The sequence below is a fragment of the Paenibacillus sp. NRS-1782 genome, from assembly GCF_050467685.1.
Lineage (GTDB): Bacteria > Bacillota > Bacilli > Paenibacillales > Paenibacillaceae > Paenibacillus > Paenibacillus terrae_A.
In genome coordinates, this window is sequence record NZ_JBITPH010000001.1 from 1 (window position 1) to 24,126 (window position 24,126).

26 protein-coding genes, 1 tRNA gene and 1 riboswitch are annotated in these 24,126 nt (G+C 46.4%); of the genes, 17 read left to right on the forward strand and 10 right to left on the reverse strand.

Annotated elements, in window-relative coordinates; translation table 11 throughout:
- Positions 1-321 precede the first annotated feature (321 nt).
- The 10 genes from guaB (at position 322) to ACIFQM_RS00050 (ending at position 8,688) form a co-directional block, all read left to right on the forward strand.
- Positions 322-1,779, forward strand: coding sequence for an IMP dehydrogenase (guaB, locus tag ACIFQM_RS00005; protein WP_283654087.1), 1,458 nt, complete (start codon positions 322-324; stop codon positions 1,777-1,779).
- Between the two features lie 229 nt (positions 1,780-2,008).
- Positions 2,009-3,397 carry a D-alanyl-D-alanine carboxypeptidase family protein gene (locus ACIFQM_RS00010; protein ID WP_430042561.1) on the forward strand — a complete coding sequence of 463 codons (1,389 nt, stop codon included), beginning with the start codon at positions 2,009-2,011 and terminating at the stop codon, positions 3,395-3,397.
- Positions 3,398-3,539: 142 nt separating this feature from the next.
- On the forward strand, positions 3,540-4,421 hold the full coding sequence (gene pdxS, locus ACIFQM_RS00015) for a pyridoxal 5'-phosphate synthase lyase subunit PdxS (protein WP_014279080.1): 882 nt from the start codon (positions 3,540-3,542) through the stop codon (positions 4,419-4,421).
- 16 nt (positions 4,422-4,437) lie between these two features.
- Positions 4,438-5,004 (forward strand): pyridoxal 5'-phosphate synthase glutaminase subunit PdxT, encoded by a 567-nt coding sequence (gene pdxT / locus ACIFQM_RS00020; RefSeq protein WP_430042558.1) that lies wholly within the window; start codon positions 4,438-4,440, stop codon positions 5,002-5,004.
- A gap of 36 nt (positions 5,005-5,040) precedes the next feature.
- On the forward strand, positions 5,041-6,324 hold the full coding sequence (gene serS, locus ACIFQM_RS00025; RefSeq protein ID WP_430042556.1) for a serine--tRNA ligase: 1,284 nt from the start codon (positions 5,041-5,043) through the stop codon (positions 6,322-6,324).
- Between the two features lie 90 nt (positions 6,325-6,414).
- Positions 6,415-6,503: transfer RNA gene (locus ACIFQM_RS00030), tRNA-Ser, on the forward strand.
- Positions 6,504-6,648: 145 nt separating this feature from the next.
- On the forward strand, positions 6,649-6,990 hold the full coding sequence (locus ACIFQM_RS00035) for a hypothetical protein (protein WP_430042555.1): 342 nt from the start codon (positions 6,649-6,651) through the stop codon (positions 6,988-6,990).
- A gap of 26 nt (positions 6,991-7,016) precedes the next feature.
- Positions 7,017-7,187 (forward strand): hypothetical protein, encoded by a 171-nt coding sequence (locus ACIFQM_RS00040; protein WP_430042553.1) that lies wholly within the window; start codon positions 7,017-7,019, stop codon positions 7,185-7,187.
- A gap of 71 nt (positions 7,188-7,258) precedes the next feature.
- Positions 7,259-7,414: a small acid-soluble spore protein P gene (locus ACIFQM_RS00045; protein WP_430042551.1), complete on the forward strand. Its 156-nt coding sequence runs from the start codon at positions 7,259-7,261 to the stop codon at positions 7,412-7,414.
- A 197-nt stretch (positions 7,415-7,611) separates the two neighbouring features.
- On the forward strand, positions 7,612-8,688 hold the full coding sequence (locus ACIFQM_RS00050; RefSeq protein WP_430042548.1) for a hypothetical protein: 1,077 nt from the start codon (positions 7,612-7,614) through the stop codon (positions 8,686-8,688).
- 91 nt (positions 8,689-8,779) lie between these two features.
- On the opposite strand, the gene ACIFQM_RS00055 is transcribed toward ACIFQM_RS00050, so the two are convergent.
- Together ACIFQM_RS00055 and tadA are read right to left on the reverse strand one after the other, a co-directional pair.
- Complete coding sequence (locus ACIFQM_RS00055; protein ID WP_430042546.1) at positions 8,780-9,379, reverse strand: GNAT family N-acetyltransferase; 600 nt, start codon at positions 9,377-9,379, stop codon at positions 8,780-8,782.
- Between the two features lie 92 nt (positions 9,380-9,471).
- On the reverse strand, positions 9,472-9,972 hold the full coding sequence (gene tadA / locus ACIFQM_RS00060) for a tRNA adenosine(34) deaminase TadA (RefSeq protein WP_044646834.1): 501 nt from the start codon (positions 9,970-9,972) through the stop codon (positions 9,472-9,474).
- A 328-nt stretch (positions 9,973-10,300) separates the two neighbouring features.
- Here tadA and ACIFQM_RS00065 point away from each other — a divergent pair, with 328 nt between their 5' ends.
- Entirely contained in the window at positions 10,301-12,604 is a 2,304-nt protein-coding gene (locus ACIFQM_RS00065; RefSeq protein WP_430064732.1) for a PAS domain S-box protein, read from the forward strand.
- Positions 12,605-12,628: 24 nt separating this feature from the next.
- On the forward strand, positions 12,629-13,330 hold the full coding sequence (gene rluF / locus ACIFQM_RS00070) for a 23S rRNA pseudouridine(2604) synthase RluF (protein WP_430042542.1): 702 nt from the start codon (positions 12,629-12,631) through the stop codon (positions 13,328-13,330).
- A gap of 134 nt (positions 13,331-13,464) precedes the next feature.
- On the opposite strand, the gene motB is transcribed toward rluF, so the two are convergent.
- Together motB and motA are read right to left on the reverse strand one after the other, a co-directional pair.
- Positions 13,465-14,292 (reverse strand): flagellar motor protein MotB, encoded by an 828-nt coding sequence (gene motB, locus ACIFQM_RS00075; protein WP_044646837.1) that lies wholly within the window; start codon positions 14,290-14,292, stop codon positions 13,465-13,467.
- Positions 14,285-15,079 carry a flagellar motor stator protein MotA gene (gene motA, locus ACIFQM_RS00080; RefSeq protein ID WP_430042540.1) on the reverse strand — a complete coding sequence of 265 codons (795 nt, stop codon included), beginning with the start codon at positions 15,077-15,079 and terminating at the stop codon, positions 14,285-14,287. The genes motB and motA overlap by 8 nt, the downstream gene beginning before the upstream one ends.
- A 187-nt stretch (positions 15,080-15,266) precedes the next feature.
- On the opposite strand from motA, the gene ACIFQM_RS00085 reads away from it, so the two are divergent.
- The gene (locus tag ACIFQM_RS00085) at positions 15,267-15,560 is read left to right on the forward strand and encodes a hypothetical protein (RefSeq protein WP_404521617.1); all 294 of its coding nucleotides are present in this window, start codon (positions 15,267-15,269) and stop codon (positions 15,558-15,560) included.
- Positions 15,561-15,678: 118 nt separating this feature from the next.
- A complete protein-coding gene (locus tag ACIFQM_RS00090; protein ID WP_430042539.1) occupies positions 15,679-15,978 on the forward strand; it encodes a 4a-hydroxytetrahydrobiopterin dehydratase in 300 nt (99 codons plus the stop codon).
- A 75-nt stretch (positions 15,979-16,053) separates the two neighbouring features.
- On the opposite strand, the gene ACIFQM_RS00095 is transcribed toward ACIFQM_RS00090, so the two are convergent.
- The 4 genes from ACIFQM_RS00095 to ACIFQM_RS00110 form a co-directional block, all read right to left on the reverse strand.
- On the reverse strand, positions 16,054-16,560 hold the full coding sequence (locus ACIFQM_RS00095; RefSeq protein WP_430042537.1) for a GNAT family N-acetyltransferase: 507 nt from the start codon (positions 16,558-16,560) through the stop codon (positions 16,054-16,056).
- A 301-nt stretch (positions 16,561-16,861) separates the two neighbouring features.
- A complete protein-coding gene (locus ACIFQM_RS00100) occupies positions 16,862-17,362 on the reverse strand; it encodes a C40 family peptidase (RefSeq protein ID WP_137061038.1) in 501 nt (166 codons plus the stop codon).
- Positions 17,363-17,366: 4 nt separating this feature from the next.
- A riboswitch (cyclic di-AMP (ydaO/yuaA leader) is annotated at positions 17,367-17,504 on the reverse strand.
- A 285-nt stretch (positions 17,505-17,789) separates the two neighbouring features.
- Entirely contained in the window at positions 17,790-18,617 is an 828-nt protein-coding gene (locus ACIFQM_RS00105) for a hypothetical protein (RefSeq protein WP_430042536.1), read from the reverse strand.
- Positions 18,618-18,628: 11 nt separating this feature from the next.
- Positions 18,629-20,641 (reverse strand): M1 family metallopeptidase, encoded by a 2,013-nt coding sequence (locus tag ACIFQM_RS00110; protein ID WP_430042534.1) that lies wholly within the window; start codon positions 20,639-20,641, stop codon positions 18,629-18,631.
- A 124-nt stretch (positions 20,642-20,765) separates the two neighbouring features.
- Between ACIFQM_RS00110 and ACIFQM_RS00115 the strand changes: the two genes are divergently transcribed.
- Positions 20,766-21,272: a YwhD family protein gene (locus ACIFQM_RS00115; protein ID WP_430042533.1), complete on the forward strand. Its 507-nt coding sequence runs from the start codon at positions 20,766-20,768 to the stop codon at positions 21,270-21,272.
- A 197-nt stretch (positions 21,273-21,469) separates the two neighbouring features.
- On the opposite strand, the gene ACIFQM_RS00120 is transcribed toward ACIFQM_RS00115, so the two are convergent.
- Positions 21,470-21,544, reverse strand: coding sequence for a putative holin-like toxin (locus ACIFQM_RS00120; protein WP_430047074.1), 75 nt, complete (start codon positions 21,542-21,544; stop codon positions 21,470-21,472).
- Between the two features lie 86 nt (positions 21,545-21,630).
- Positions 21,631-22,572 carry a helix-turn-helix transcriptional regulator gene (locus ACIFQM_RS00125; RefSeq protein ID WP_430042531.1) on the reverse strand — a complete coding sequence of 314 codons (942 nt, stop codon included), beginning with the start codon at positions 22,570-22,572 and terminating at the stop codon, positions 21,631-21,633.
- Between the two features lie 189 nt (positions 22,573-22,761).
- On the opposite strand from ACIFQM_RS00125, the gene ACIFQM_RS00130 reads away from it, so the two are divergent.
- On the forward strand, positions 22,762-23,079 hold the full coding sequence (locus ACIFQM_RS00130; protein ID WP_430042530.1) for a hypothetical protein: 318 nt from the start codon (positions 22,762-22,764) through the stop codon (positions 23,077-23,079).
- A gap of 28 nt (positions 23,080-23,107) precedes the next feature.
- Positions 23,108-23,971, forward strand: coding sequence for an NAD(P)-dependent oxidoreductase (locus tag ACIFQM_RS00135; RefSeq protein WP_430042528.1), 864 nt, complete (start codon positions 23,108-23,110; stop codon positions 23,969-23,971).
- Positions 23,972-24,126: the final 155 nt, after the last annotated feature.

Sequence of the window (24,126 nt, forward strand, 5' to 3'; positions counted from 1 at the left end):
TGAGATTGTGGTCCTTTTTTGTATATTACGTTCCAGAACCTTATATGTAATCTCTAATCTGTCTTTTTCCAAGCGGGTTATTTTTTTATAAAAGAGTCGACTTTTTCTCTGGAAACGCTTAATTATAAAGGATGTCCTCCCTGCGAGTACACTTGTTTGTACAGGGAAATACTAAAAGTTATGGCTGCTGAGGAAGGCTTGACACCCCTATACCGCTTTGCTAAGATGGCAATAATATATTTTCAGAGAGCCTTGATTTGTCCATGTCGGACAGACAACAAGACCAATACAGACTAAACAATTTGAAGGAGGATCATCTTGGTGTGGGAAGATAAATTTGGTAAGGAAGGCCTTACCTTTGACGATGTTTTGCTGGTACCCCGCAAGTCGGTGGTTCTGCCGAAAGAAGTAAGTGTAGCGACCCGTTTGAGTGATAACGTAAAACTGAATATTCCTTTAATGAGCGCTGGTATGGATACTGTTACTGAGGCAGTTTTGGCAATTGCTATGGCTCGTGAAGGCGGTATCGGTATTATTCATAAGAATATGTCGATTGAACAGCAAGCAGTAGAGGTTGATAGAGTAAAACGTTCAGAGAGCGGTGTTATCACCAATCCATTTTCATTGACTCCAGATCACTTGGTATCCGATGCTGAAGCTGTTATGGGTAAATATCGTATTTCTGGCGTACCTGTTGTAAACGAAGAAAATAAGCTGGTGGGTATTATTACTAACCGAGATCTTCGTTTTATTCACGATTTTAATCTTAAAATTAGTGAAGTTATGACGAAGGAAAATCTGGTAACTGCACCTGTAGGTACGACCTTGCAGGAAGCGGAAGGCATTTTGCAAAAGCATAAAATTGAAAAGCTTCCTTTGGTCGATGATGAAAATTATCTCAAAGGGCTTATCACTATTAAAGATATTGAGAAGGCTATTCAATTTCCAAACGCAGCGAAGGATGCACAAGGGCGTCTTCTGGTCGGTGCGGCTGTAGGTATTTCCAAAGATACGTTTGATCGGACTGAAGCACTCGTAAATGCAGGTGTAGATCTGATTGTTGTGGATTCTGCTCACGGTCATCATATTAATATTATTGAAGCGGTTCGCAAATTGCGTGATGCTTATCCTGATCTGACAATTGTAGCAGGTAATGTAGCTACTGGTGACGGAACGCGTGAACTGATTGAAGCCGGGGCTTCGGTTGTAAAAGTCGGCATTGGTCCAGGCTCAATCTGTACAACACGCGTGATCGCCGGAATCGGTGTTCCGCAAGTAACAGCTATTTATGATTGTGCGACAGTAGCACGGGAATATAATATTCCGATTATTGCAGACGGTGGCATTAAATATTCCGGTGAAATTACGAAGGCCATTGCGGCGGGAGCTTCTGCGGTAATGCTGGGTAGTCTTTTTGCTGGTACGGAAGAAAGTCCAGGCGAATCCGAGATTTATCAAGGACGTCGTTTTAAAGTATATCGTGGTATGGGTTCCATGGCTGCGATGAAGCAGGGAAGTAAGGATCGTTATTTCCAAGATGATGATAAGAAATTGGTACCGGAAGGCATTGAAGGACGTGTCGCTTATAAAGGGCCACTTTCTGATACAGTTCATCAGCTGTTGGGTGGTCTTCGTTCTGGTATGGGATATTGCGGTACTGCTAATATTGAGGAGCTTCGCAATGATACGAGCTTTATCCGTATTACGGGTGCAGGTCTACGTGAAAGCCATCCGCATGATGTGCAAATTACGAAAGAAGCACCAAACTATTCATTATAAAGTTCAACTGTAACAGACTTGACGACAGGCAGGGCGTATTTCGCTCTGCCTGTCTTTTTTTAGAGATACCCCTGTGATAGAATAGACAAGTATCGTTGATGATTGGCTCCAACTGAGGAAACAAAACGGAAATTTAATACATTAATTATATTAGCCTAGTAAAGGCTTTATCCACCGTTTCGTTATATATAGCGGATCGGGTTGAGGTACGAGAGGAGTTTGTATTCATTTGAAAGCGAACAATCATAAACAAAATAAGAAACGCAGCATGATGAAAAAGAGCGTAACAGCATTCATGGTGCTTAATATGATGTATATGTCAGCGTTACCAGTTGTGGGCAATTTTGATCCGACTGTAGCTACGTTTGCCGCCGGAGCGACAACAGAGGCGGTCAATATTACGGGGACAGGCTCTATTAAGCCACCTAGTCTGGCGCTGCGCTCGGCTATCTTGATTGAGCCTTCCACAGGGCAAGTATTGCTGTCTATGAACCCGGATGAGCCGCTCCCACCAGCAAGTATGACCAAAATGATGACAGAGTACCTCGTAGCGGAGCAGGTCAAGCAAGGGAAACTCAAATGGACGGATAAGGTTACGGTTCAAGAGAATGCTGCTAAGAGCATCGGATCACGTATTTTTCTAGCTCAAGGTGATCAACATACGGTAGAAGAGCTGTATATTGCCATGGCGGTAGGCTCTGCTAATGATGCAACGGTAGCTCTTGCCGAGCGTGTGTCTGGAACCGAGCAGGACTTTGTAAAATTGATGAATGAAACTGCTCAGAAAATGGGTATGAAAAATACGTATTTTATTAACTCTACAGGGTTAGACCGTGGCGATATGCCCAAAGGGTTTCAACCAGATGCTGATCGTGAAACCGTAATGACAGCGAGAGATGCGGCTATACTAGCTGGGAACATTATTAAGGATCACCCAGACTATACACGGTTTACGACGATTCAATCGTACAAGTTCCGCCCGACGGACAAGGCGCCGATTATTAACTACAACTGGATGTTGGAAGCAAACAAGAATATAACCAACTTTAAAAAATTTGCTTATCCTGGTCTGGATGGAATGAAAACAGGTCATACGGCTAATGCAGGCAACTGCTTTACTGGAACAGCCGAACGCAACGGAATGCGTCTCATTAGTGTAGTTATGGGGGCTGACTCGAATGCACACCGTTTTACAGAGACTGCTAAAGTATTAAACTATGGTTTTGATAATTTTGAAGTGAAGCAGGTTGTGGCTCCAAAGACGGTAGTTAAGGGGGCCGAAAATGTGCCTGTATCCAAAGGCACAGAAACAGAAGTATCTGTCGTGACTAAGGATGCGGTAAGCTTTGTCGTACCTAAAGGCGCAGCCAACCCTAAAGTGACGTTTACAACCAATATTACACCGGAAAGCTCACTCGTAGCGCCTTTGAAGCAAGGGGCAAAAGTCGGAACGATTAGTTATACGTACAAAACGGATGGTGTGGAAAAAGGTCAGGTGAAAACCGTTGACCTGGTAACTACAACGGCTGTAGAAGAGGCTGGCTGGTTCCGTATGCTTTTCCGGGCAATTGGTAACTTCTTCGGTGATTTGTTTCAGGGCATTAAAAACCTGTTCTAATCGTCTGATTACCAAACAGATAGAGCCGAGGATTCTTGCTCTGACTTACGTATTTTGCTGATTGAAATGATTGTGTATTTGGCGTCTGTGCGGTAAAATATTAAGTTAGAATCTAAACCTAACCCTTACAGGAGGAAACGAGATGGAAACGGGAACTTCACGTGTAAAAAGAGGTATGGCAGAGATGCAAAAAGGCGGCGTAATCATGGATGTCATGAACGCTGAACAGGCTAAAATTGCAGAGGCGGCAGGAGCTACAGCGGTAATGGCTCTTGAACGGGTGCCTTCAGATATCCGTGCAGCTGGTGGAGTTGCCCGTATGGCTGACCCAACGATTGTGGAAGAGGTCATGAAGGTGGTCTCTATTCCCGTTATGGCTAAGGCTCGTATCGGCCATTTTGTGGAGGCGAAGGTGCTGGAATCTCTGGGTGTTGACTATCTCGACGAGAGCGAAGTGCTGACGCCTGCGGATGAAGTTTTCCATATCGATAAGCGAGAGTTTACCGTTCCATTCGTTTGCGGAGCCAAGGATCTGGGAGAAGCATTGCGTCGCATCGGCGAAGGAGCATCCATGATTCGTACAAAGGGTGAGCCTGGAACCGGAAATATTGTCGAAGCTGTTCGCCATATGCGTTTTATCAATGGCCAAATTCGCAAGGTGCAAAACCTTTCGAAGGACGAGCTGTATGCAGAAGCGAAAAACCTTGGCGTTGCTTACGAATTGTTGCTGGAAGTGCATGAGCACGGCAAGCTGCCAGTGGTCAACTTTGCTGCGGGCGGTGTAGCAACACCTGCCGATGCGGCATTGATGATGCATTTGGGCGCTGATGGTGTCTTCGTCGGTTCTGGTATTTTCAAATCCGATAGCCCTGAGAAATTTGCACGTGCCATCGTGGAAGCGACTACTCATTATACGGACTACAAGCTGATTGCAGAAGTGTCCAAGAATCTGGGCGCTCCAATGAAGGGCATTGAAATTTCCAAGCTGGCACCGCATGAACGCATGCAGGATCGTGGTTGGTAAGAAGGAAGGGACAGGCATGAAAATAGGAGTTCTGTCGCTGCAAGGTGCTGTGGCTGAGCATATACGAAGCGTTGAACGTGCGGGTGCAGAGTGTGTGGCGGTGAAAAAGATCGAGCAGCTTGATGAGCTGTCCGGTCTTATCATTCCCGGCGGTGAAAGTACGACGATTGGCAAGCTGATGCGCAAGTATGACTTTATTGATGCTATACGCCAGTTTTCCGATCAAGGCAAGCCTATTTTCGGCACTTGTGCGGGGTTGATTGTGCTGGCCAAAACGGTTCAAGGACAGGAAGAAGCGCATCTGGGACTGATGGATATTACGGTGTCACGTAATGCTTTTGGTCGCCAGCGGGAAAGCTTTGAAACAGACTTGGACATTAAAGGGATTGAGGAACTGGTTCGTGCTGTGTTTATACGCGCGCCATTAATACAGTCTGTTGGAACGGGAGTAGACGTGCTGTCTGAGTATAACGGCGAGATTGTGGCGGCCCGTCAGGGTCATTTGCTGGCTTCATCCTTCCATCCGGAATTAACGGACGATTACCGATTGCATCAGTATTTTGTGGATATGGTCCGCGAATAGAGGAAAGTCAGGTTTGTAGTGTAGGAGGGATTACCTGTGTTAGATATAAAGATTTTACGTAATGAGCTTGGTCGGGTTGAAAAAGCTTTGCAAAATAGGGGCAAATCTCTGGATCTGATAAATGGCTTTACGGATCTGGATGTGCGTCGTCGTGAGTTGCTCCAGGAAAGTGAAGCGCTCAAAAATCGCCGAAATGTCGTATCCGGTGAAGTAGCCAAGTTGAAGAAGAATAAAGAAAATGCGGATGACCTTATTGCTGAGATGCGTCAGGTTTCCGACCGTATTAAAGAATTGGATGAGCAAGTGCGCGAGCTGGAGGTCCAGATCGACGAGCTGGTGATGTCCATTCCGAATATCCCTAATGAGTCGGTGCCTGTAGGTGCTTCGGAGGAGGATAATGTAGAGATTCGTCGCTGGTCGGAGCCACGCGAGTTTTCTTTTACGCCAAAAGCACATTGGGAGCTGGCACAGGAGCTGGAAATTCTCGATTTTGAGGCGGCAGCAAAGGTGACGGGTTCCCGTTTTACGTTCTACAAAGGACTGGGGGCACGTCTGGAGCGTGCGCTGATTAACTTTATGATGGATCTGCATAGCAGTGAGCATGGTTATGAGGAAATGCTGCCTCCATACATTGTGAATCGGGATAGCCTGTATGGCACGGGACAGCTTCCGAAGTTTGAAGAGGATTTGTTCAAGCTGCGTGATACCGAGTATTATCTCATTCCTACGGCTGAAGTTCCGGTAACGAACTATCACCGCGAAGAGATTATGAACGCGGATCAGCTTCCAAAAAATTATGTGGCATACAGCTCTTGCTTCCGCTCTGAGGCAGGATCGGCAGGAAGGGATACACGTGGCTTGATCCGTCAGCATCAGTTCAATAAGGTAGAGATGCTTAAGCTTGTCCACCCGGACACCTCCTATGAGGAACTGGAGAAAATGACGAACAATGCAGAGCGTGTTTTGCAACTGCTCGGACTTCCATATCGTGTGCTGGCACTGTGCACCGGGGATATGGGCTTCACGTCTGCCAAAACGTATGATCTGGAAGTGTGGCTGCCTGAAAGTGGCATGTACCGTGAGATTTCTTCTTGTTCCAATACAGAGGACTTCCAGGCGCGTCGTGCTAACATCCGGTTTCGACCGGAGCCGAAAGCAAAGCCTGAATTTGTACATACACTGAACGGTTCAGGATTGGCTGTAGGACGCACAGTGGCTGCTATTTTGGAGAATTATCAGCAGGAGGACGGAAGCGTTGTAATTCCGGAAGTGCTGCGTTCATACATGCGAGGCGCAGAAGTTATTGCTCCCAAACAGTAAGCATTGCATTCGTTTAAAGTCTGTGGTAAAATAATTTTGTTGCGCCTGAGTTTATTTTAAATGGGGAGCAACTTTATCCAATTACCACCTGGAGAGGTACCGAAGCGGTCATAACGGGGCGGTCTTGAAAACCGTTAGAGTGCAAGCTCACATGGGTTCGAATCCCATCCTCTCCGCCATTATTATAAATGAGCCAAGCCATTCGAATACGATAGCTGATTCATTAGCCTTTATGTGCTGATGATTAGAGATCGTAAAGAATGGCTTTTTTGTTGTATAAAAAGCCTGTTTTTTTCACACGTTATCATATGTGGAGGTGCTGGCATGAATCGAGAAATGACAGTAGATCAGCAAAAGCTGGTAGAAGCCTGGCAGGAACAATTGCCGAGACTTTTGAATTCAGGGGATAAATCACAGGTACAAGCAGATGAAGCAGACAACCGGACTATAAGAATCCATATCGAGGTAGAGGGCCGACAAATGTACTCTTTTGATTTTGCATGTGCTTATGTAGATTCTAGGGAAGTGCAGGTTAGCTTGGTCGATGTAGAACGGGACGGACAGTCTGTGGATGAACGAACAGATATCATTCAGCAGCTGGTGTCTGATTACACTCGACATATTCACCAGTGTGCTCAGACGTTACAGTCATTGACGCATTCGTAGTCATGAAGGAATGAGGGGGAAGCTACATGACAAAAGCCAAAAACGGACTGGATAAAAACCTGTCTAACATTGTGGATGATTTGGAGCAGCGTCCGGGTAACAGTCATCAGGCACAGCAAGTGCAGCAGGATCGTAATGACCGCCGTCATCAGGATGCACTTAACCATGATAAAACAGAAGACCTGCACCATCAATAGTCCTGCTTTAAATGGTAATAAACGGATTTACTTAGGTATTTAAAAATAGTCTGAGAACGGAGGATGCATAAATGAGCAAGCCTAAAGCCGTTCCTGTTCCCGAGGCACAGGACGCCGGTGAAGGAAACGAAAAGCGTGAGCGTAATCATCAACAGGAGCCACTATCTGGTTCCAAAAAGGTGAAGCAGCGGAATCACGTAGACCATCACAACAGAGAAGGATCATAAGCAGTTAGACTTTTTGCCTAAAAATATAGTGAAGTACAGGACACCCTGGTTAAAGAACCAGGGTGTCCTTGTGCTTATTGTAAGAAAATTTTCCAATAAGTGTTTCATTGAATGTGAGTATGCGGTAAAATAGGGGGTGTCTATTTTTTTGTTAGTATTATAAAAGGGGTTAATTACGAGAGGAGAGAATCTACACAATGAGTAAAAAGTTATCCGTCTTGGTACTCACTATGGTGTTGCTTTTGACGGTAGCCCTAGTAGGTTGTAGCAAGAAGTTAGAACCGAAGGAAGCTGTTACGAACGGTACGGCTAATGCAATGAAATTGACTTCTTATGAATCCAAAAGTCAATTTACGGTTAAAGATCTGACAATCACATCTGCTTCCGTCCCAAGCGAGCAAAGTGCAATGGTGACGAGCATGCTGAAAAATGCGGACATTACGCTGGATGGTGTATACCAAAAAGAACCTTTACAATCTGAAATGACGCTGGGCATTCATTTGAAAGGTGATCTTTCCACCAGCTTCACGATTCCAATGGTTATGACCAAGGATAAATTGTACGTTAAAATTCCGAACATTCCATTTTACCCGCTTCCACAGGACGTTGTAGGCAAATTCCTGATCATTGATCCGCAGGAGCTGGCTAAACAGTCCGGACAAGAATTTAACCCTGCATCAATGGATCAGGAAAAATCGCAGAAATTTGCGAATGAAATCATTGCTGCTATTTTGGGTGAGTATGATCAAGCAACGTATTTCTTTGATATTGCTCCTAAGGATGCTAAATTGCCACAAGGCCTTAAAGCTAAGCAAGTCGTACAATTTAAAGTGACAAACGACAACGTGAAGCAAGCTGTCGATACTTTTGTTACTAAGGCCATTCCTAAAGCGATTGATGTGATGTCAAAAGACGAGTACATCAGCTTGTTCCAATTGAAGAAAGAATATCTTACCGCAGCAAAACTTGCAGTAGAAACAAACACCAGTGATTTCAAGAAAAAGCTGGATGAGTTGAAAAGCTATTTGACAGTGAAGCAGTTTGACATTAACACAGCCTTGAACAAGGATGATATTCCTGTGTATCAAGACCTGAATGCAAATGTAGAGATCAATGATCCGTCCACAAAAGATAACGTAAAATTGTCTGTGACTGGCTACACGCAATACAGCAAAATCAATGAAAAAGCAACATTTAAAGTGGGTATTCCAACAGGAGACCAAGTCCTGACGATCGAACAAGTTCAACAAAAAATGCAAACCGTTGCTCCTTAAATAAAGGAATGACGTGATTGTAAAGGCATTATTTATATCATATGATGTAATGCGAAAAGAACCGCTTGGCTTAGAGCCAGGCGGTTTTTTGTCATATATGGCTCTGAGCAGATGCTGTAGCAGTCCAGGTCTGCCATACGTTATCCTCTGCTAAAAGCCCGAATATCCGATGATCCTGCCATGTCCCTTGAATTTGTACCAGCTTGCGAGCAATACCTTCAGGCTGAAAGCCGCACTTTTGCAGTACACGCTGTGAGCGCTCGTTATGTAGCAGGGTACCGGCCTGAAGACGGTGAAGCGATAGGGCGCGGAAGGCGAATTGTATGGCCAGCTTCAAAGCTGCGGTCATATGTCCTTTGCCTTGTTCGTGCTGATCCATCATGTAGCCGATATCGGCGAATTGTCCCACGCCGCGCACAAGATTAGAAATAGAGATATACCCGACGAGACACTCGTCCTCCAAGAGAAAGATACCGAACGAATATCCCCGATCCTCCTCTGCTTGACGCAATTTCTGACGGATATATTCCTGCTGTTCTTCCAGCGTGAAAAATGAGTCGCCGTGAAGTGGCTCGTACGGCGCATGAGACTCCCTATTTGTAAGCCTAAGGGCAAGTAGAGCTTCACTATCGGCCAGGCTAAATGGTCGCAACAAGATACCTTGAGGCGTGTTATACAAGCTCATAGGCATGGGCTGATCTCCTTCCATGGGAAATTAGCAATGAGACGTAAATAACGGCTGCACCACGGGTTGTGTATAAGTAAGCGATCTAGCTCCCATCCTCAGGATGAAGACGGTGGGGAAAACAACTTGGCAGCGGCTCTTTTTTGCCGGAGCTGACGGAAAAAATCCGTCAGCAGCGAGGCGCATTCCTCTTGAAGAATGCCGCTGATCACCTCAGTACAATGATTGAATCGAGGCTCCTGTAGGAGATTCATCAGCGTGCCCGCACAGCCTGCTTTCGGATCGGTGGTGCCGTAGATTAAATAGGGAACCCGTGATTGTACAATGGCTCCGGCGCACATGGGACACGGCTCCAGAGTGACATACAGCCTGCAATCCAGCAGGCGCCAGGCCCCCAGATGCTCGCTGGCCTGACGAATGGCAACCATTTCGGCATGTGCGGTCGGGTCAGCGTTCGTCTCACGCAAGTTGTAACCGCGTCCTATGATTTCATTATCTTTTACGATGACAGCTCCGATGGGCACTTCACCCAACGCTTCTGCCTTATACGCTTCTTGAATAGCTTCTTTCATCCAATAAGCGTGATCTATCGTGGTCACTGGTAAAAATACTCCTTTCAAATGCGAATTATCCAACGAACAAATATTCCGTTGTTAACATGATGTGAATAATTTTGTGGATAACACGTCACTTATCCACAGGTTTATCCACAGTTCATAATAAAAGCTGTGTATTTGTGGACGACTTGTGGATGATTATCTTATTATATTGTAGGCAAACGTTCGCATATTGACAACTGTATACAAGCTGTGTGTATTTATGTTTATCCGGGAAATGTAAATGCTGGTATCACAGGCGGTATTACGGTATCATTGAGTTAGCAATTGCCAGTAATCGCCAGCATACGGCAAGAGGTGAGAAATCAGTGTGTCGATAAAAATCAAAATTACGATCATTTTGTCGGGGTCCGTTCTGTTCATCCTTTTGTTAAATATTGCACTCAACTATTACACGACCCACGAAAATTTAAGAAGTGACAGCGAAACGAAAATGGTTCTGACGGCCAAGACTATTGGAGGTGCCATTGAACAAGCTCAACAAAGCTGGGAGGCTGTCGACAAGCAGCTTGGATATAATTTGTGGCTTTCTGCCACACTGGCTGCCAGCAAGCTAGATTCTGATATCAATCATATTACGCAGGAACAACTCGAACAGATGACCAAGCGCAGCGGGGATATTGATATTTCCTTGATGGTGCGTGATGGAAAGGGGTATAAGGTCGCCAAATCGTCGAATCCAAAAGGAATCATTTCTGACGATCCGCTGACGAGCTATTGGAAAAATGCAGTTGATCAATTATATGAGCAAGGACAGGCTGGATTGGTGCATGGTCAACATCTGGAACATTTTTGGACTGGAGCATTTGACTATACAGGCTCAGATGCCACCCATATTAACAAGTGGGGATTTTATTATGACCAGAAGCGCAACTATATGATCCGAATCTCCTTTCAGGACAGTGAAGTGCAAAATTTTATACCGATTCTCAACCCCGATGAAATCGTAAAGCAAACCCAACAAGTGGATTACCGCATCATGGAGATAACAGGAATTAACCCCACAACCTTTGGTGGCGCTACGATGGACAACCATGGAAACGACCGAAAATATTATTACATGTACAATAAGCCTATCCGATTCGGCACTTATCAACTAGCGAGGGTGCAGGAGGATCGTTTGGCTGTTTCCAAGGCGATTTTCTCCGGGGAGAGTATTGTACAGGACTGCTATATTAAAGGCCAACGGGTACTCGTCAGTTACATACCATTTTATCCGGCTAACCGTGATGCCTATGTCATTCGAATTGTTATGAATTATGATATGATCTCTTCCGTTATTTATAAGCAATTAATCAGTCTGGTTGCCATTTCTATTGTTTTACTAGAGGTTGTGATCATTGGCAGTTATGTGCTGGCAAGCCTGTTTGTCCGTCCAATTCAGTCGATATTGGGAAAAGTGAACGAGATGGCCGACGGCCATTTTGACACACGGCTACAGGTTAAGGGTGGTCATGAACTTGCACAACTAGGTGAGCGCATCAATGCGATGGCCTATAATCTCGGAATGTATACACGGAGACTCGAACAGATGTATGAGGAAAACCGTTCTGTAAAAGAGCATTTAGAGTCTGTCATTAATCAGACCGCTGATGCGATTCATGTGACCGATCAGGAGGAGCGTATCATCCGGGTCAATCATGCCTTTGAAGCCCTGTACGGCTGGACCAAAAAGGAATTGGTCGGACGTAAGCTCCAGTTTGTACCGCCACAGCAAGAGGAAGAGTACGAATTTCAGAAGGAAAGATTGCTTCAGGGAGAGAGTATGGTGTCTATTGAGTCCATTCGAATGCGTAAGGATGGAAGTACGATAGAGATTAGTATGAGTACATCGCCCATTCTGGATGAAGAAGGCCAAATTCTGGGATTTATCAGCGTCTCGCGGGATATTACAGGCCGCAACCGGATGGAGGAATTGCTGCGCAGATCAGAGAAGCTGACGACGGTAGGACAACTGGCGGCAGGGGTGGCGCACGAAATTCGTAATCCGCTGACCACGCTGCGCGGGTTTCTCCAGTTACAGCAGCAAAATAAAGCGCTGAATCTGAAGCATAACGATATTATGCTGTCTGAGCTGGATCGTATTAATCTGATCGTCAGCGAATTTTTAATATTGGCGAAGCCACAGGCGGTTCATTTTCAGAAAAAAGATGTGCGCTATATTGTGAGTGACGTTATTTCCTTGCTCGATAGTCAGGCGCATCTGCTAGGCATTGTGTTCGATCTACAGGTAACGGAGGAGCTTGCCCTCGTATACGCCGAAGAAAACCAGTTAAAGCAGGTATTCATTAATTTGCTTAAAAATAGTATGGAGGCCATGAGCAAGGGGGGTACGATAACGATTCATTTGTTCTTGGAGGGAGAAAGCGTTAAAATCTTCATACGGGACCAAGGGACGGGCATTCCAGCAGAGATGCTGTCCAAGCTGGGGGAACCTTTTTTCACAAACAAGGAAACAGGTACAGGACTCGGACTTATGGTCAGCCAGCGTATTATACAGAGTCATAAAGGCACACTGGATATTGAAAGCATAGAGGGAGAGGGAACGACAGCCCTTGTGCAGCTTCCAACTGCTGAGCCTGAGGAACTGGATGGGCAGCAGAAGGAAGCGTGACAGTAGAAATGGAGGGTACACAGGTTGCGCATTAACAAGTTTATCAGCGAAACCGGTTTTTGCTCGCGCCGGGAGGCGGACAAGCTGGTAGAGAGCGGACGCGTGACGATTAACGGCGAGGTGGCGGTGCTGGGCAGTCAGGCGGAGGAGGGCGACGATGTCCGTGTGAACGGCAAGCCACTCCGCGAGAAGTCCGGTCACGTATATATTGTTTTGAACAAGCCGGTGGGTATTACAAGCACGACAGAGAGCCACATTCAAGGGAATGTTGCCGATTTTGTGGGGCACCCGCAGCGGATTTTTCCAATCGGGCGTCTGGATAAAGATTCGGAGGGTCTTATTTTACTTACCAATGACGGAGATATTGTGAATAAGATTTTACGGGCGGAAGGCAAGCATGAGAAGGAATATATCGTAACGGTGGATCGACCCGTCACACCATCTTTTATACAGGGGATGTCCACAGGTGTAAAAATACTCGGCCAGCGGACGCTCCCCTGCGAAGTGACGCGTGTATCTGAGTACGTATTCCGCATCATATTGACGGAAGGGAAAAACCGTCAGATCCGGCGCATGTGTGCTGCCTTCAGCTATGAGGTGAAGAAGCTGCAACGTCTGCGGATTATGAATATTCGATTGGGGTCGCTTCAGAGAGGCGCCTGGCGTGACCTGACAGAGACGGAGAAGCAGGAGCTAGGTGAGATGCTGAATTATACACTCAGCTAAACCTGAGGGCTTCTCATGGCTGATAGATAGCAGGGCAATGGATAGGACAAGAGGCAGAGTGGAATAGCACAATGAAAAGGCACCAGCTGCATAAAAAATGCGGCGGTGCCTTTGTCTATATAACATATACATAATCAACCTTCATTCGAGCTTGAGGTAGGACTGATAACTTGTGTGCCGTTCTGATACTTACGTAGTACGGAAATTTCGACACGGCGGTTTTTGGAGCGTCCTTGACCATCCTGATTGCTTGCTAGTGGACGATACTCACCATAACCGATGGATACAAATTTGGTTGGATCAAGCTGCGGATTGAGTAGCAAAATGCGCAAGAAATTCAGAGATCGTTTGGCACTCAAATCAAAGTTGGACGGAAACTGACTATTGGAAATCGGCACATTATCTGTATGGCCTGATACGATGACATCATAGCCAGGAAATTGCTGGAGCATGCTGGAGATGGACTTGGCCAGCTTTCGTGCTTCCGGTTTTACCTCAGCCTGACCCGATGAAAACAGGGCGTTATCGCTAATGGTGATCATGAGCTGGGATTGGTTCAGCTTTGTATTGAGCAGCGGAGTCAGACCATTATTTTCAATATACTGATCCATTTGCTTTTTGAGCTTTTTCAAATCCTCTTCTTCCCGCTGGGCGAGTTGCTTTTGCAGTTCAGCCGTAGAAGTGGCTTTAGACTTTATAGGTTGTGTTACCTGTTCTTTATTTTTGCCCATATCTGCGGATTGTGACGATGGATTGGCGGCAGAGTGATCCAGTATGCCGGTGCCGCCACTAAAAGCCGCACTCATGGATTGAGCCATAGTTTCAAATTTTTTGGCGTCGATCGCACTCATCCCGAATAAGACGATGAAAAGAGCTAGCAGAAGGGTCATCAAGTCGGAATATGGCAACAGCCAGCTTTCGTCGGCATGCTCCTCGTGCGGTTCATGTCTTTTTTTACTCACCGGAATCCCCATCCTTCTTGATCAGGGTAGCCCGTTCGGTTGGAGTCAGGAATATCGTCAGCTTCTGGCTGATCGCAATGGTGGATATACCTGATTGAATTGAGAGCAGGCCTTCGACCATCATCAATTTAAGCTCCACTTCTTTTTTGGATAACCGTTTCAGCTTATTGGACATTGGATGCCACAGGACATAACCTGTAAAAATACCAAGCAACGTCGCAATAAAGGCTGCCGCGATGGCATGAGACAGCTTGGCCATGTCACTAAGATCGGCCAGAGCGGCAATCAGACCTACGACGGCACCGAGTACCCCGAGTGTTGGAGCGTACATACCAGCCTGAGAGAAAATCAGCGCGCCGGAGCGGTGTCGATCCTCGGTAGCGTTAATGTCCTCCATTAGAACATCCCGCACGAATTCCTGATCATTACCATCAATAATCATACGCATACCACCACGCATAAAGGGATCGTCGATCTCCTCTACCTTGGATTCCAGCGCAAGCAGACCTTCGCGACGGGTAATGGATGCCCATTCGGTAAACGTGCCGATGAGCTCTTTACGGTCCAAAAGCTTTTGTTCGGTGAAAATAACCTTGAACAGTTTTGGAATCCGTTTGATTTCTTCCATCGGGAAGGCCATAAAAATACTTGCTGCCGTTCCGACAAAAATAATCATGTAAGCAGCGGGGTTGTTGACCAAGTTGATTACTGGCGCGCCTTTGAGAATCATCCCGACGACCAATGACACAATCCCGAGTACAAGTCCGATAATGGTTGAAATTTGCATGATACACCTCATCCATGAGAATAGATTTTGAATCCTTTCATGCCGCTGGGGTCGTCCTTGCCCCAGGCACGTCATTACAAGACGGATTATAGTATTTATCGACAAAACTCTCTTTTTTGTTAAGTACGAATTTCCGGTATAATAAGGTGATTATGTAATGAATGGCGGAAGAATTGGAGGAAATGGCATGGGAGTGAAGCACGGACGGGAGTATGAACAAATTTTGAACGATTTGACAGAGGCTGTGGGACGCATTCCAGATAGCTATGAATTTTTCGAAATGGAAGCAGAAGATTGGGACAGGCTGGACCCGGCAGGGCGTCAGGAAGTCAATGAAGCGCTGGCTGAAGACCTGTTTTATGCGCTGGGTACAGAGCCCGTTATCGCTGTGGGCAGCGGTGTTGTCATCTATGAACCGGAGCAGCACCGTATCTATGTGCTCATTGGAGATGAGGAGTTGACGTCGGTACCTTTGATTTGAGCAGGCCGTTTAATGGATTTATCAACGGGGCCGTGGTAATATGGACACCAATATATCGTAGTTTTGGTCGCATTCAAGCGGCTGAAAGGCTTCCGTATAAACAGGGAGGAGTCGTATCATGCCTTTTACACAAGAAGAGATTGAAGCACATCTAGAGAAGCTGGAGGGCTGGGAACTGGAGGAAGGACGATGGATTGTCCGGAAATATAATTTTTTCAGTTTTATGAAAGGGATTGCATTCGTGGATGAAGTTGCTGCTATATCGGAAGCATTTAATCATCATCCATTTATTACGATTGATTATAAGACCGTGACCCTGCGTTTAACCTCCTGGGATGACGGTGGCATTATGGCCGTGGATATTAAGGAAGCCCAACAATATAATGAAGCTTTTGAGAAAATGCGTAGCAGTCATTGAACTAATCGTGGCCTACCGTATGATAAAAGCGCCTTCGATATACAACAATGCAGTTGTATGCCGAAGGCGCTTTTATCATAGAACACGAGGCTGGTGGTCGGGAAGATACACCATACAATGAAACGGCTTCTTGCCATCGGGAGTCTGACGTTCATAGGTATCCGTAAGCTCAAATCCGGCAGCCTTGTAAGCCCGGATGGCGCGCCCATTCCAGGTCAGCACCTCCAGATCAATTTCATTTTCAGGGTTGCGTCGTCTGGCTTCCTCGGCAATGGCACGGACAAATTCGGCGCCTCTGCCATGCCCGCACAATCCGGGATGCATTCCCAGACCTAGCCGGGTCACGCCAAGCATCGGGAAATATTGAGCAAATCCGGTTAGTATGTTCTCGTCATCCAGTACAGCTACATATTGCTCCTCGCGGAGCGTGGGGCTTCCAAATTCGACCTCAAGCACCTTCATTTGTTCCCAGGGTAGCCAGCCGTATATATTGTAGGGTGGATCATAGCGCCACTCACATATCGCAGCCGCCTGCTGCTCGTCCATCGGCACGATTCGGTAGTTAGATATTGAGGCCGGCATGTTTTCCCATCCTCCTTTTACAATACTTAAACTATTAACAACAGATTGTAGACAAGTTGCAGGGGATTGGCAAGCGTGTTTATTTCATGCTCAAGTCGGGTATACATTCAATAAGAAGGCTTTACTGCTCATATGCTCCCTCGCCGTGACGGTAAAATCGACGATGTTCGCAAAAACTGAAACCTTTTGAGGTGTCAGTTCGTCAGTAAAATTAACGTTTCTGATGTTGCGGACATAAAAAGCCGCAATTCGATTCCGGCCAGAATCAAATTGCGGCTCAGGTTAGCTTGCTGTTCGTTAGTTATTCTACGTTGTCGTCATCAGGAGTTTCAGAAGCTACAGCGTGGTAAGCATCTGTACTCATAATTCTTTTGGCACCGACATATCGGTTAGCGTAATAATTTTCGTTCAGTGAGCTAACAACTACACCACGTGAAGATGAGGAGTGGGCAAATTTCCCTTCACCCATGAAGATACCTACATGGGAAATGCCTCTACCTGTGGTGTTGAAGAACACCAGGTCTCCAGGTCTCATTTCATCGCGGGATACGGAAGATCCCATTTTGAATTGTGATCCGGATTGATGCGGCAGTTTAATTCCCAATTTTTGATATACATACATTGTGAAGCCGGAGCAATCGAATCCGTCGAGTGTAGTGCCTCCGCTTCTATAGCTCGTTCCTTTGGTATCTTGGATCACCTGGTCCATCTTGGAGTCTGCAAATGCACTGCCGCCACCGAATGTAAAAGATGTAAAGGCAATGGCAAGACCCATGACTGCGATTGTTAGTTTCTTCTTCAAAAAAAAATACCCCTTCCAATGCCTGCGAGGTTAGCTTAAGGATTCGGTAGAAGGTTCCCCTATGATCACTCTGTTGCGAGATCAATTCACCCAAACTGGTTCCCCCGCTTCCTAGGTGCCAGGAATTAGGCTTAACTTAAGATGTGCACCTTGGAGAGCAGTATTCACGATAACGATATTTTTAAGGTAAAGGTTACAATAAAGATTACAAAGTTGTTACTATCAGTTCACTGCGATTATTGTAACAAAGTTGGCTGGCTTTGGCAAATGTTTCATCGCAAAAAGTTACAAAAAAATCTGCTCCCTTTATCGAGGGAACAGATTTTGCTAAGAGTATTCAGTTAGGTGCCGTTTACATGAATAGAAATGGATATAGATAGTCTCCTTCCGACAGCCAAAAATTGCTCAGGAGGAACGGAGTGGGGGTTCAACCTCTGCCGGAGATATCAGTATGCCATAGGCGGTACTGTGAACTGATGTGCCATAGCCTGACCAGACTGGTAACAAAATGATACGTTTGCTGGAGAATGAGTGCCAGCATGCCAGTCCAAATCATCGCCACCATGCCGAATAGGCCAAGGACAAGCAACACACCTGCGCCGAGCAGAAGCGAAATACCGATAGCCGCGAGGATTTGGCGAAAGAAGGCGAGCAGCGACGACAGTATGGCGTGACCACCTACGGTGCCTAGCTGCATGTACAGGATGCACTGGCGGATGAACCAGCCATAAGCGATCCAACCGATGGCATAGGGCAGCACATGCAGCAGATAGGCGGGAGATTGCAGCGCCCCGGCTACGATAGGGTAGAGCCTCGGTACCATCCAGAAAGCAGGGAGCAGCAAGAGCCCAAGCTCGATGACGTAATAGATCAGCGATGATAAACCATGACGTTTCATTCCACGGAAAAAAGACAGACTTTGTGGCTCGGTCGCATGGGTGTGCAGACTTTGGTATATTCCCGCCCGGATGAAGGGGGTAATCAGTATACGCAGCACCGTTGCCCCCAGTAGTATCCACAGATACATATGAACCTCCCGGTTGTCTGTCAGGGCAATCTGGCTCTCCATCCAAAATAAGGTCTGCCCCAGTTCATTTTGCCCCTGATCAGGGTAGCGCAGTAGTAGGGGAGTAACGGCGGATTGTACCACCCGATAGAGAAAAACGCCCCATAGCAGTCGATACAAAAATAGAATGATGACAATATAAAATTGTATGCGCACAAGCGCCCAGCCTTCTTTTATAACGGTACGCATCTATAGACACCTCACCATGACAGACTTCCAAGCAGTGTCTCCAGCAGCTTGGTTACACTTATGCTCCAGCGGGTCTGTGTTTTCTCGTTCAGTTCGGCCTTCAGGTTGTTGTTGATATGCTTGTTCTCCAGCGCAATCGTGTACAGTGGATCAATAATCACATGGGAGACTGGAGATGCACTGTTGAGTCGATAGGTGGTGCTTTTGCCCATGCCGTCCCAAGCCTTGAATATCGTTGTACCGTCCTTGAAGGTAATTTGAACAGGGACCTTGGGATAATCTGCCCCTTTTTTGCTGAGTGTAATGGTTGCTTCGTATCCGTTGTCCAGCTTACGGTTCGTAATGCGATCCACTGAAAAATCCGCCATCTGGCCGTCGTATACATATTGTTCAAAATAGTGGCTCCATGAACGTCCGGTGACTCTTTCGACGATACGCTGAAAATCCTGTGAGGATGGATGCTTGAATCGGTAGGTCTGGACGTAGGTACGCATAATTCGGTCCATTTTTTTCGCGCCGACCTGGCGCTCAATGCCACGCAGCACCAGCTTGCCCCGAGAATAGGCATTTTGTGCATATTTAGCAGCTGAGCCGTACTTCCAAGACTCACGGTTTAACGGCTGCGGGGAAGATACCTGTCCAGACTGTAACGGCAAGTTGGGGATCAATCCGTATTCTTGCTCCATGAGCCGTTCCTCTGCATAAGAGGTAAAGCCTTCATCCAGCCATGGCTCCTCGAATTCGTTGTTTGCCACCATTCCATAGAAATATTGATGCCCAATCTCATGAACAACTGTCCGCTCCAGATTATAGCCTGGATTCAGGTTATCCGCCGCTGCAGCCGTAATGAGTGTGGGATACTCCATGCCGCCCGCGCCGCTGCCTGCTTTGGGTGGTACAACGATGGACAGGGTCGAATATGGATAAGGCCCGTACCACTTGCTGTAATAGGAAAGAGCGGCCTTGGCTGCGCTCATATAGCGTCCCTTGAGCTCCTTGTGCGATGGATCGAGATACAGCTTGATTTTGACACCCGGCACCTCGGCAGAGGAAAATGGTTCTTCTACGGCTACAAAATTGGGTGAAGCGGACCATGCAAAGTCGTGTACGTCATCGGCGTAAAATTGATATATTTTTTGTCCATTTTGCCGGACGGCTCCACGGGTGGGGAATCCAGTTGCGGCCACGATGTATGTTTCAGGCACTCGAATCCGCACACTGTAAATTCCAAAATCGGCGTAAAATTCGGAGTTTGCATGATACTGATGCAGATTCCAGCCTTCCTCGGCGCGTCCACGCTGTCCTGCGGTTTCGTAGACGCTAAGTTTGGGAAACCACTGACCTGCCATGACAAAATCATCTGTTGCGCCCATACGTGCGAAGATGGCGGGGAGCTTTACCTCAAACTTCATATATAATGTAATACTTTCACCACCTCGGACTGGTTTGGGGAGACGTATCTTCATGAGCGAGCGGTCGTTCACATTACCGTCATCCGGCTGCACGTATTGGGTCCGGTGCAGGAGGGATAAGCCGTCTTCCGTTTTAAGTTCAGTTAGTGTCATGGAGCCAAAGCCGTTCTTGGGCATGGTGTCACTGCGTAGCTTGCCCCCGGATTCCTTCATGAAGGTGGTTTCCATGGAAGAGAAGGCATTGGGGTACAGGTGCAGATATAGATCATTCACGGTTTTTGTGCCCGGATGCTTCCATGTAAGCGTCTCGGTGCCCCGCAAAACCTGTCCTTCCTCCAGGGACACGTCAATGTGGTATTCCGCCACACGCTTGCTGAGAACTTCCGAAGCGGGCTGCGGAGGACTTTGGGGTACGTCAGGCAGGATGTTTGCCCCCAGGGGCTTGCCCATGTTTGGCGCAAGAGCAGACTCCGACTGGGAATCGTACGGCGGTTTGCCCAAGGATTGCGAATCGGACTTAGATTCAGGCTGCCAGGCAAACCATAACGTCCCTGCGAGGAGACCGAGGGCTAGTGTAGACAGTAAAACGATTTTGGTGCGTGCTGGGGTCATACAATGGATACCTCCCGTTGACAAGCATCTACAGCATGTATATGTTTGCTTTCGGGAGATTATTAGTTAAAATATTTATAGTGTAGAATGAGTGTCAATACGGAAAATGGAGGCTTAGTGACGCATGAGTGAAAATCAGCCGGACGGCAAAAAACAGATTGCACTGAACATTGTCAGTGGCAAGAGTAAACATAAGGGCTTCGGCGCAGGGTCAATCGACCTGAACAGCATGTCCCCGGTCATTATTGACCGCGGCGAGGCCAAAATTGATGTTGGTGCCATGCATGCCAAAAGTAAAGTAGAACGCGGGATTAAGTTTTCTACCAATAAAGAGGATGTACCAAACGGACGCCAGGTGTGGCTGGTATGGGTAGCCGTAGACCGCACACCCGAAGGACGTGTGTACGGTGGCGCGACTGCCTGTGAGATGCTGATTGACGACGAAGCCAAACGCGGCTGGAAAATCCTCGCCGATCATGTCAACCGCATGGACAACGCGCTCAAGCGCCGTTTCATGCTGGACGATCTCGGCAGTGAGGATAAAGCAGCACTCAAAAGCCTGCTGATTTCTCATAATGAGGAATGGTGGGACGCTTCGCCTGAGGAATTGAAGCAGGCGCTGGAAGGGTAAGAGAAAGATCAACCACAGAAGTAGAGGAATAAGTAAAATATTTGAAGAGAAAACTGTATTTGTGTTATAAAACGAGCTATACTGAGGTAAGAATAGTAAAGGAGCCGTGCGCTAACACAACTCCAGTATACAACGACTGCTTAAAGAGCAGTTGGCAGTAAGGTTCAGAAGTAGATCGATACCTTGTAGGGGGCGGTCTACTTCCTTTTCACGTAGGTAAGCAATGCCAGAATGAACATGCCAAACATAATCATGCCAAACATAATCATCATGGAAAATGATCAGTCATGTGGAAATATTGGAAGGCTCGTCTGCTTCTCCTGATGCACCTGTATTGAGAGTCTATTTGAAAATAGGGCTAAGCATATTGGCTCAGCAGATCATGGAGTTTATTTTTTATTTGTTCACGTACTACTTGAGGTTGCTTTACGTTTGCTTCCATACCAAGCCCAAGAAAAAAGTGTACCGCCCATGTTGTAAATGATGAACTCATTGTTGTACGAATCGTGCCTGAGCCATTTTCATGCAATTCGATGGATGGTGCCAACCACAAGTCTGACTGACATCGTCGCACACCCTCGGATGTTAAATCTACCTCCAATTCTGCTATTTCACTTTCATCCATGCGCATAACCCATTGCTCAATATGATCCTCGTTCATATCGATTTGCTTACTTTGGTCCCCTTCATCAGAGAAATCCTTCACTCGATCCACACGGAACACTCGATAATCCTCTGCAAGAAAACAATAAGCCTGGCAATACCATAATCCGTTCATTGTATAAATACCAAGTGGCTGGATCATCCTTTCTCGACGCGAGGCTGCTTCATAAACAATTGTAATGACGCGTTGTTCCAGCGCACTCTCCAGTAGCTCACTGAGAAAAGGCACTTCTATGTCATGCGGAGGTATCCAGAAGACAAGCCGCTGCTGCATTTGTTCGATCTTTTGCTTAAGTTCACTAGATAGATAATGAAAGAACTTGTGCAGTGCGGAATCCACTTCGTTTTTAAAGGGGAGCGATTTGTAATTCCGTAATGATTGGCAGGCAAAAAATAATGCCATGGTTTCGTGTTCTGTGAAGCTGATTGGCGGTAGTACCTTCTCGCGCAGTACGCGGTAGCCACCCCCAGGCCCTGTCTGAGAGTATAGAGGCACACCTAGTTCACTTAGTTCCATCAGATCACGAATCATGGTTCGACGTGAAACGCCGCATTCGTCCGCTAACTCCTGTATGGTGAATTTTTTGCGTTCATTTACTAACATGATGAGCTGAACAAGTCGTTGTGCTTTGTGCATGCTTTGCTCCTTTATTAAAGCAAATAAATATTAGTGACAGTAGTTGGCACTATTATCACGTATGCTTAACCTCGAAGTCAAGGTTCACACATCTGAAATCACAGCGAGTCAAACTTATTTTGCGTTGAATGACTGTGATAGAAGGTGTGAGGATGCTTTTTGAATGAAGAGGATGAGGGGAGTTTGAAGATGAAGAACGAGCAATACGTAATGGAGTTAGTACTATTCAAGTTAAAAGAGGGGACGGATAAGGACTCTTTTCATAAAGCTGCCACTGAATTGAGTGATGTGCTACAAACCCAATTGCCGGGATTTAAAGAGCGTCAATTGCTACATACCTCTGACGAAACACAATGGACAGACATTGTATATTGGTCTGATATGCAGATGGCAGTGGCGGCGATGGAAAAGCTCAAATCTGTGCCTGCTTTCCAAACGTTTGCCTCTATGATTGATTCCAAAGACATTCATTTACTACATCTGGTTCCAGTGAATCTGGAAGCGTAAAGAAAAGAGAATGGAGCATGTGAATAATATGAACAGCGTATCTGTAATAGGTTTGGGCTCTATGGGCGTTGCAATCGCTCAATCGTTACTTCAAAGTGGTTATAGAGTTACGGTATGGAATCGGACAAGTGAGAAGGCTGAGCTGATTGTGAAGACAGGAGCGATTTTGGCACCTGATGCTGCTACAGCAATAAGCGCGAGCGCAGTGTCCATTATCTGTGTATCTGATTATGCAGCGTCGTATAGTATTTTGGACACGGATGAAGTGAAAGCGGCTCTGGCAGGACGGATTCTTATCCAGTTAAGTACAGGAAGCCCGCAACAGGCCCGAGATCATGAGGTATGGACTCAATCATACCAGGCTGAATATATAGAAGGAGCGATTGTAGCTTCTCCTACCCAGATGGGACAACCGGAAGCAACCATATTTTCATCTGGTTCTCCTTCTGCATTTCATAAGTGTGAGTCGTTACTTAAAAGCGTAGCTGGAAATGTACTTTATCTGGGAGAGCAGGTTAGCGCAGCTTCGACGACGGACCTGGCATTTCTTTCATATCTGTTTGGCTCGTATCTCGGCTTTTTCCATGCTGCACGTATTCTTGAATCAGATGATCTTCGTGTGGATGCCTTTGGGGCCATGATTGCCCAGATATCTCCCGTTATTGGCGGGGTAATGAAGTATGAGAGCGAGTTCATTCAGAGTGGAGTTTACGATAAGCCACAAAGTTCTGTAAATATGAGTATGGTTACCGTAGATCTTCTCATGGAACAGGCTCGTGAAGCAGGGATAAATAATGAATTTCCTGTATTTGCCCAAGGTCTCTTCAAAAAGGCCTTGGATGCAGGATACGGTGAAGAAGAAGTATGTGCGCTAATCAAGGTGATGCGTTAGGCATGTTGGGAGCAATCAGTAAAATTTTTTGAAGAAAAAAGATGCATTTACGTTATAAACTGAGCTATAAAGGTACGGAATAGCCGAATGTGGCGACGGCATGGGGATTCGCCCAGTCCACGGGCTGATGTCTCGCATAGGATACATCAGCCTAG

Bases quoted from the DNA above. Each gene is read 5' to 3' on its own strand.
- pdxS (WP_014279080.1), top strand. From the start codon at position 3,540: ATGGAAACGGGAACTTCACGTGTAAAAAGAGGTATGGCAGAGATGCAA.
- pdxT (WP_430042558.1), top strand. From the start codon at position 4,438: ATGAAAATAGGAGTTCTGTCGCTGCAAGGTGCTGTGGCTGAGCATATA.
- ACIFQM_RS00035 (WP_430042555.1), top strand. From the start codon at position 6,649: ATGAATCGAGAAATGACAGTAGATCAGCAAAAGCTGGTAGAAGCCTGG.
- ACIFQM_RS00040 (WP_430042553.1), top strand. From the start codon at position 7,017: ATGACAAAAGCCAAAAACGGACTGGATAAAAACCTGTCTAACATTGTG.
- ACIFQM_RS00045 (WP_430042551.1), top strand. From the start codon at position 7,259: ATGAGCAAGCCTAAAGCCGTTCCTGTTCCCGAGGCACAGGACGCCGGT.
- ACIFQM_RS00050 (WP_430042548.1), top strand. From the start codon at position 7,612: ATGAGTAAAAAGTTATCCGTCTTGGTACTCACTATGGTGTTGCTTTTG.
- ACIFQM_RS00055 (WP_430042546.1), bottom strand. From the start codon at position 9,379: ATGCCTATGAGCTTGTATAACACGCCTCAAGGTATCTTGTTGCGACCA.
- motA (WP_430042540.1), bottom strand. From the start codon at position 15,079: ATGCAAATTTCAACCATTATCGGACTTGTACTCGGGATTGTGTCATTG.
- ACIFQM_RS00085 (WP_404521617.1), top strand. From the start codon at position 15,267: ATGGGAGTGAAGCACGGACGGGAGTATGAACAAATTTTGAACGATTTG.
- ACIFQM_RS00090 (WP_430042539.1), top strand. From the start codon at position 15,679: ATGCCTTTTACACAAGAAGAGATTGAAGCACATCTAGAGAAGCTGGAG.
- ACIFQM_RS00095 (WP_430042537.1), bottom strand. From the start codon at position 16,560: ATGCCGGCCTCAATATCTAACTACCGAATCGTGCCGATGGACGAGCAG.
- ACIFQM_RS00105 (WP_430042536.1), bottom strand. From the start codon at position 18,617: ATGCGTACCGTTATAAAAGAAGGCTGGGCGCTTGTGCGCATACAATTT.
- ACIFQM_RS00110 (WP_430042534.1), bottom strand. From the start codon at position 20,641: ATGACCCCAGCACGCACCAAAATCGTTTTACTGTCTACACTAGCCCTC.
- ACIFQM_RS00115 (WP_430042533.1), top strand. From the start codon at position 20,766: ATGAGTGAAAATCAGCCGGACGGCAAAAAACAGATTGCACTGAACATT.
- ACIFQM_RS00125 (WP_430042531.1), bottom strand. From the start codon at position 22,572: ATGCACAAAGCACAACGACTTGTTCAGCTCATCATGTTAGTAAATGAA.
- ACIFQM_RS00130 (WP_430042530.1), top strand. From the start codon at position 22,762: ATGAAGAACGAGCAATACGTAATGGAGTTAGTACTATTCAAGTTAAAA.
- ACIFQM_RS00135 (WP_430042528.1), top strand. From the start codon at position 23,108: ATGAACAGCGTATCTGTAATAGGTTTGGGCTCTATGGGCGTTGCAATC.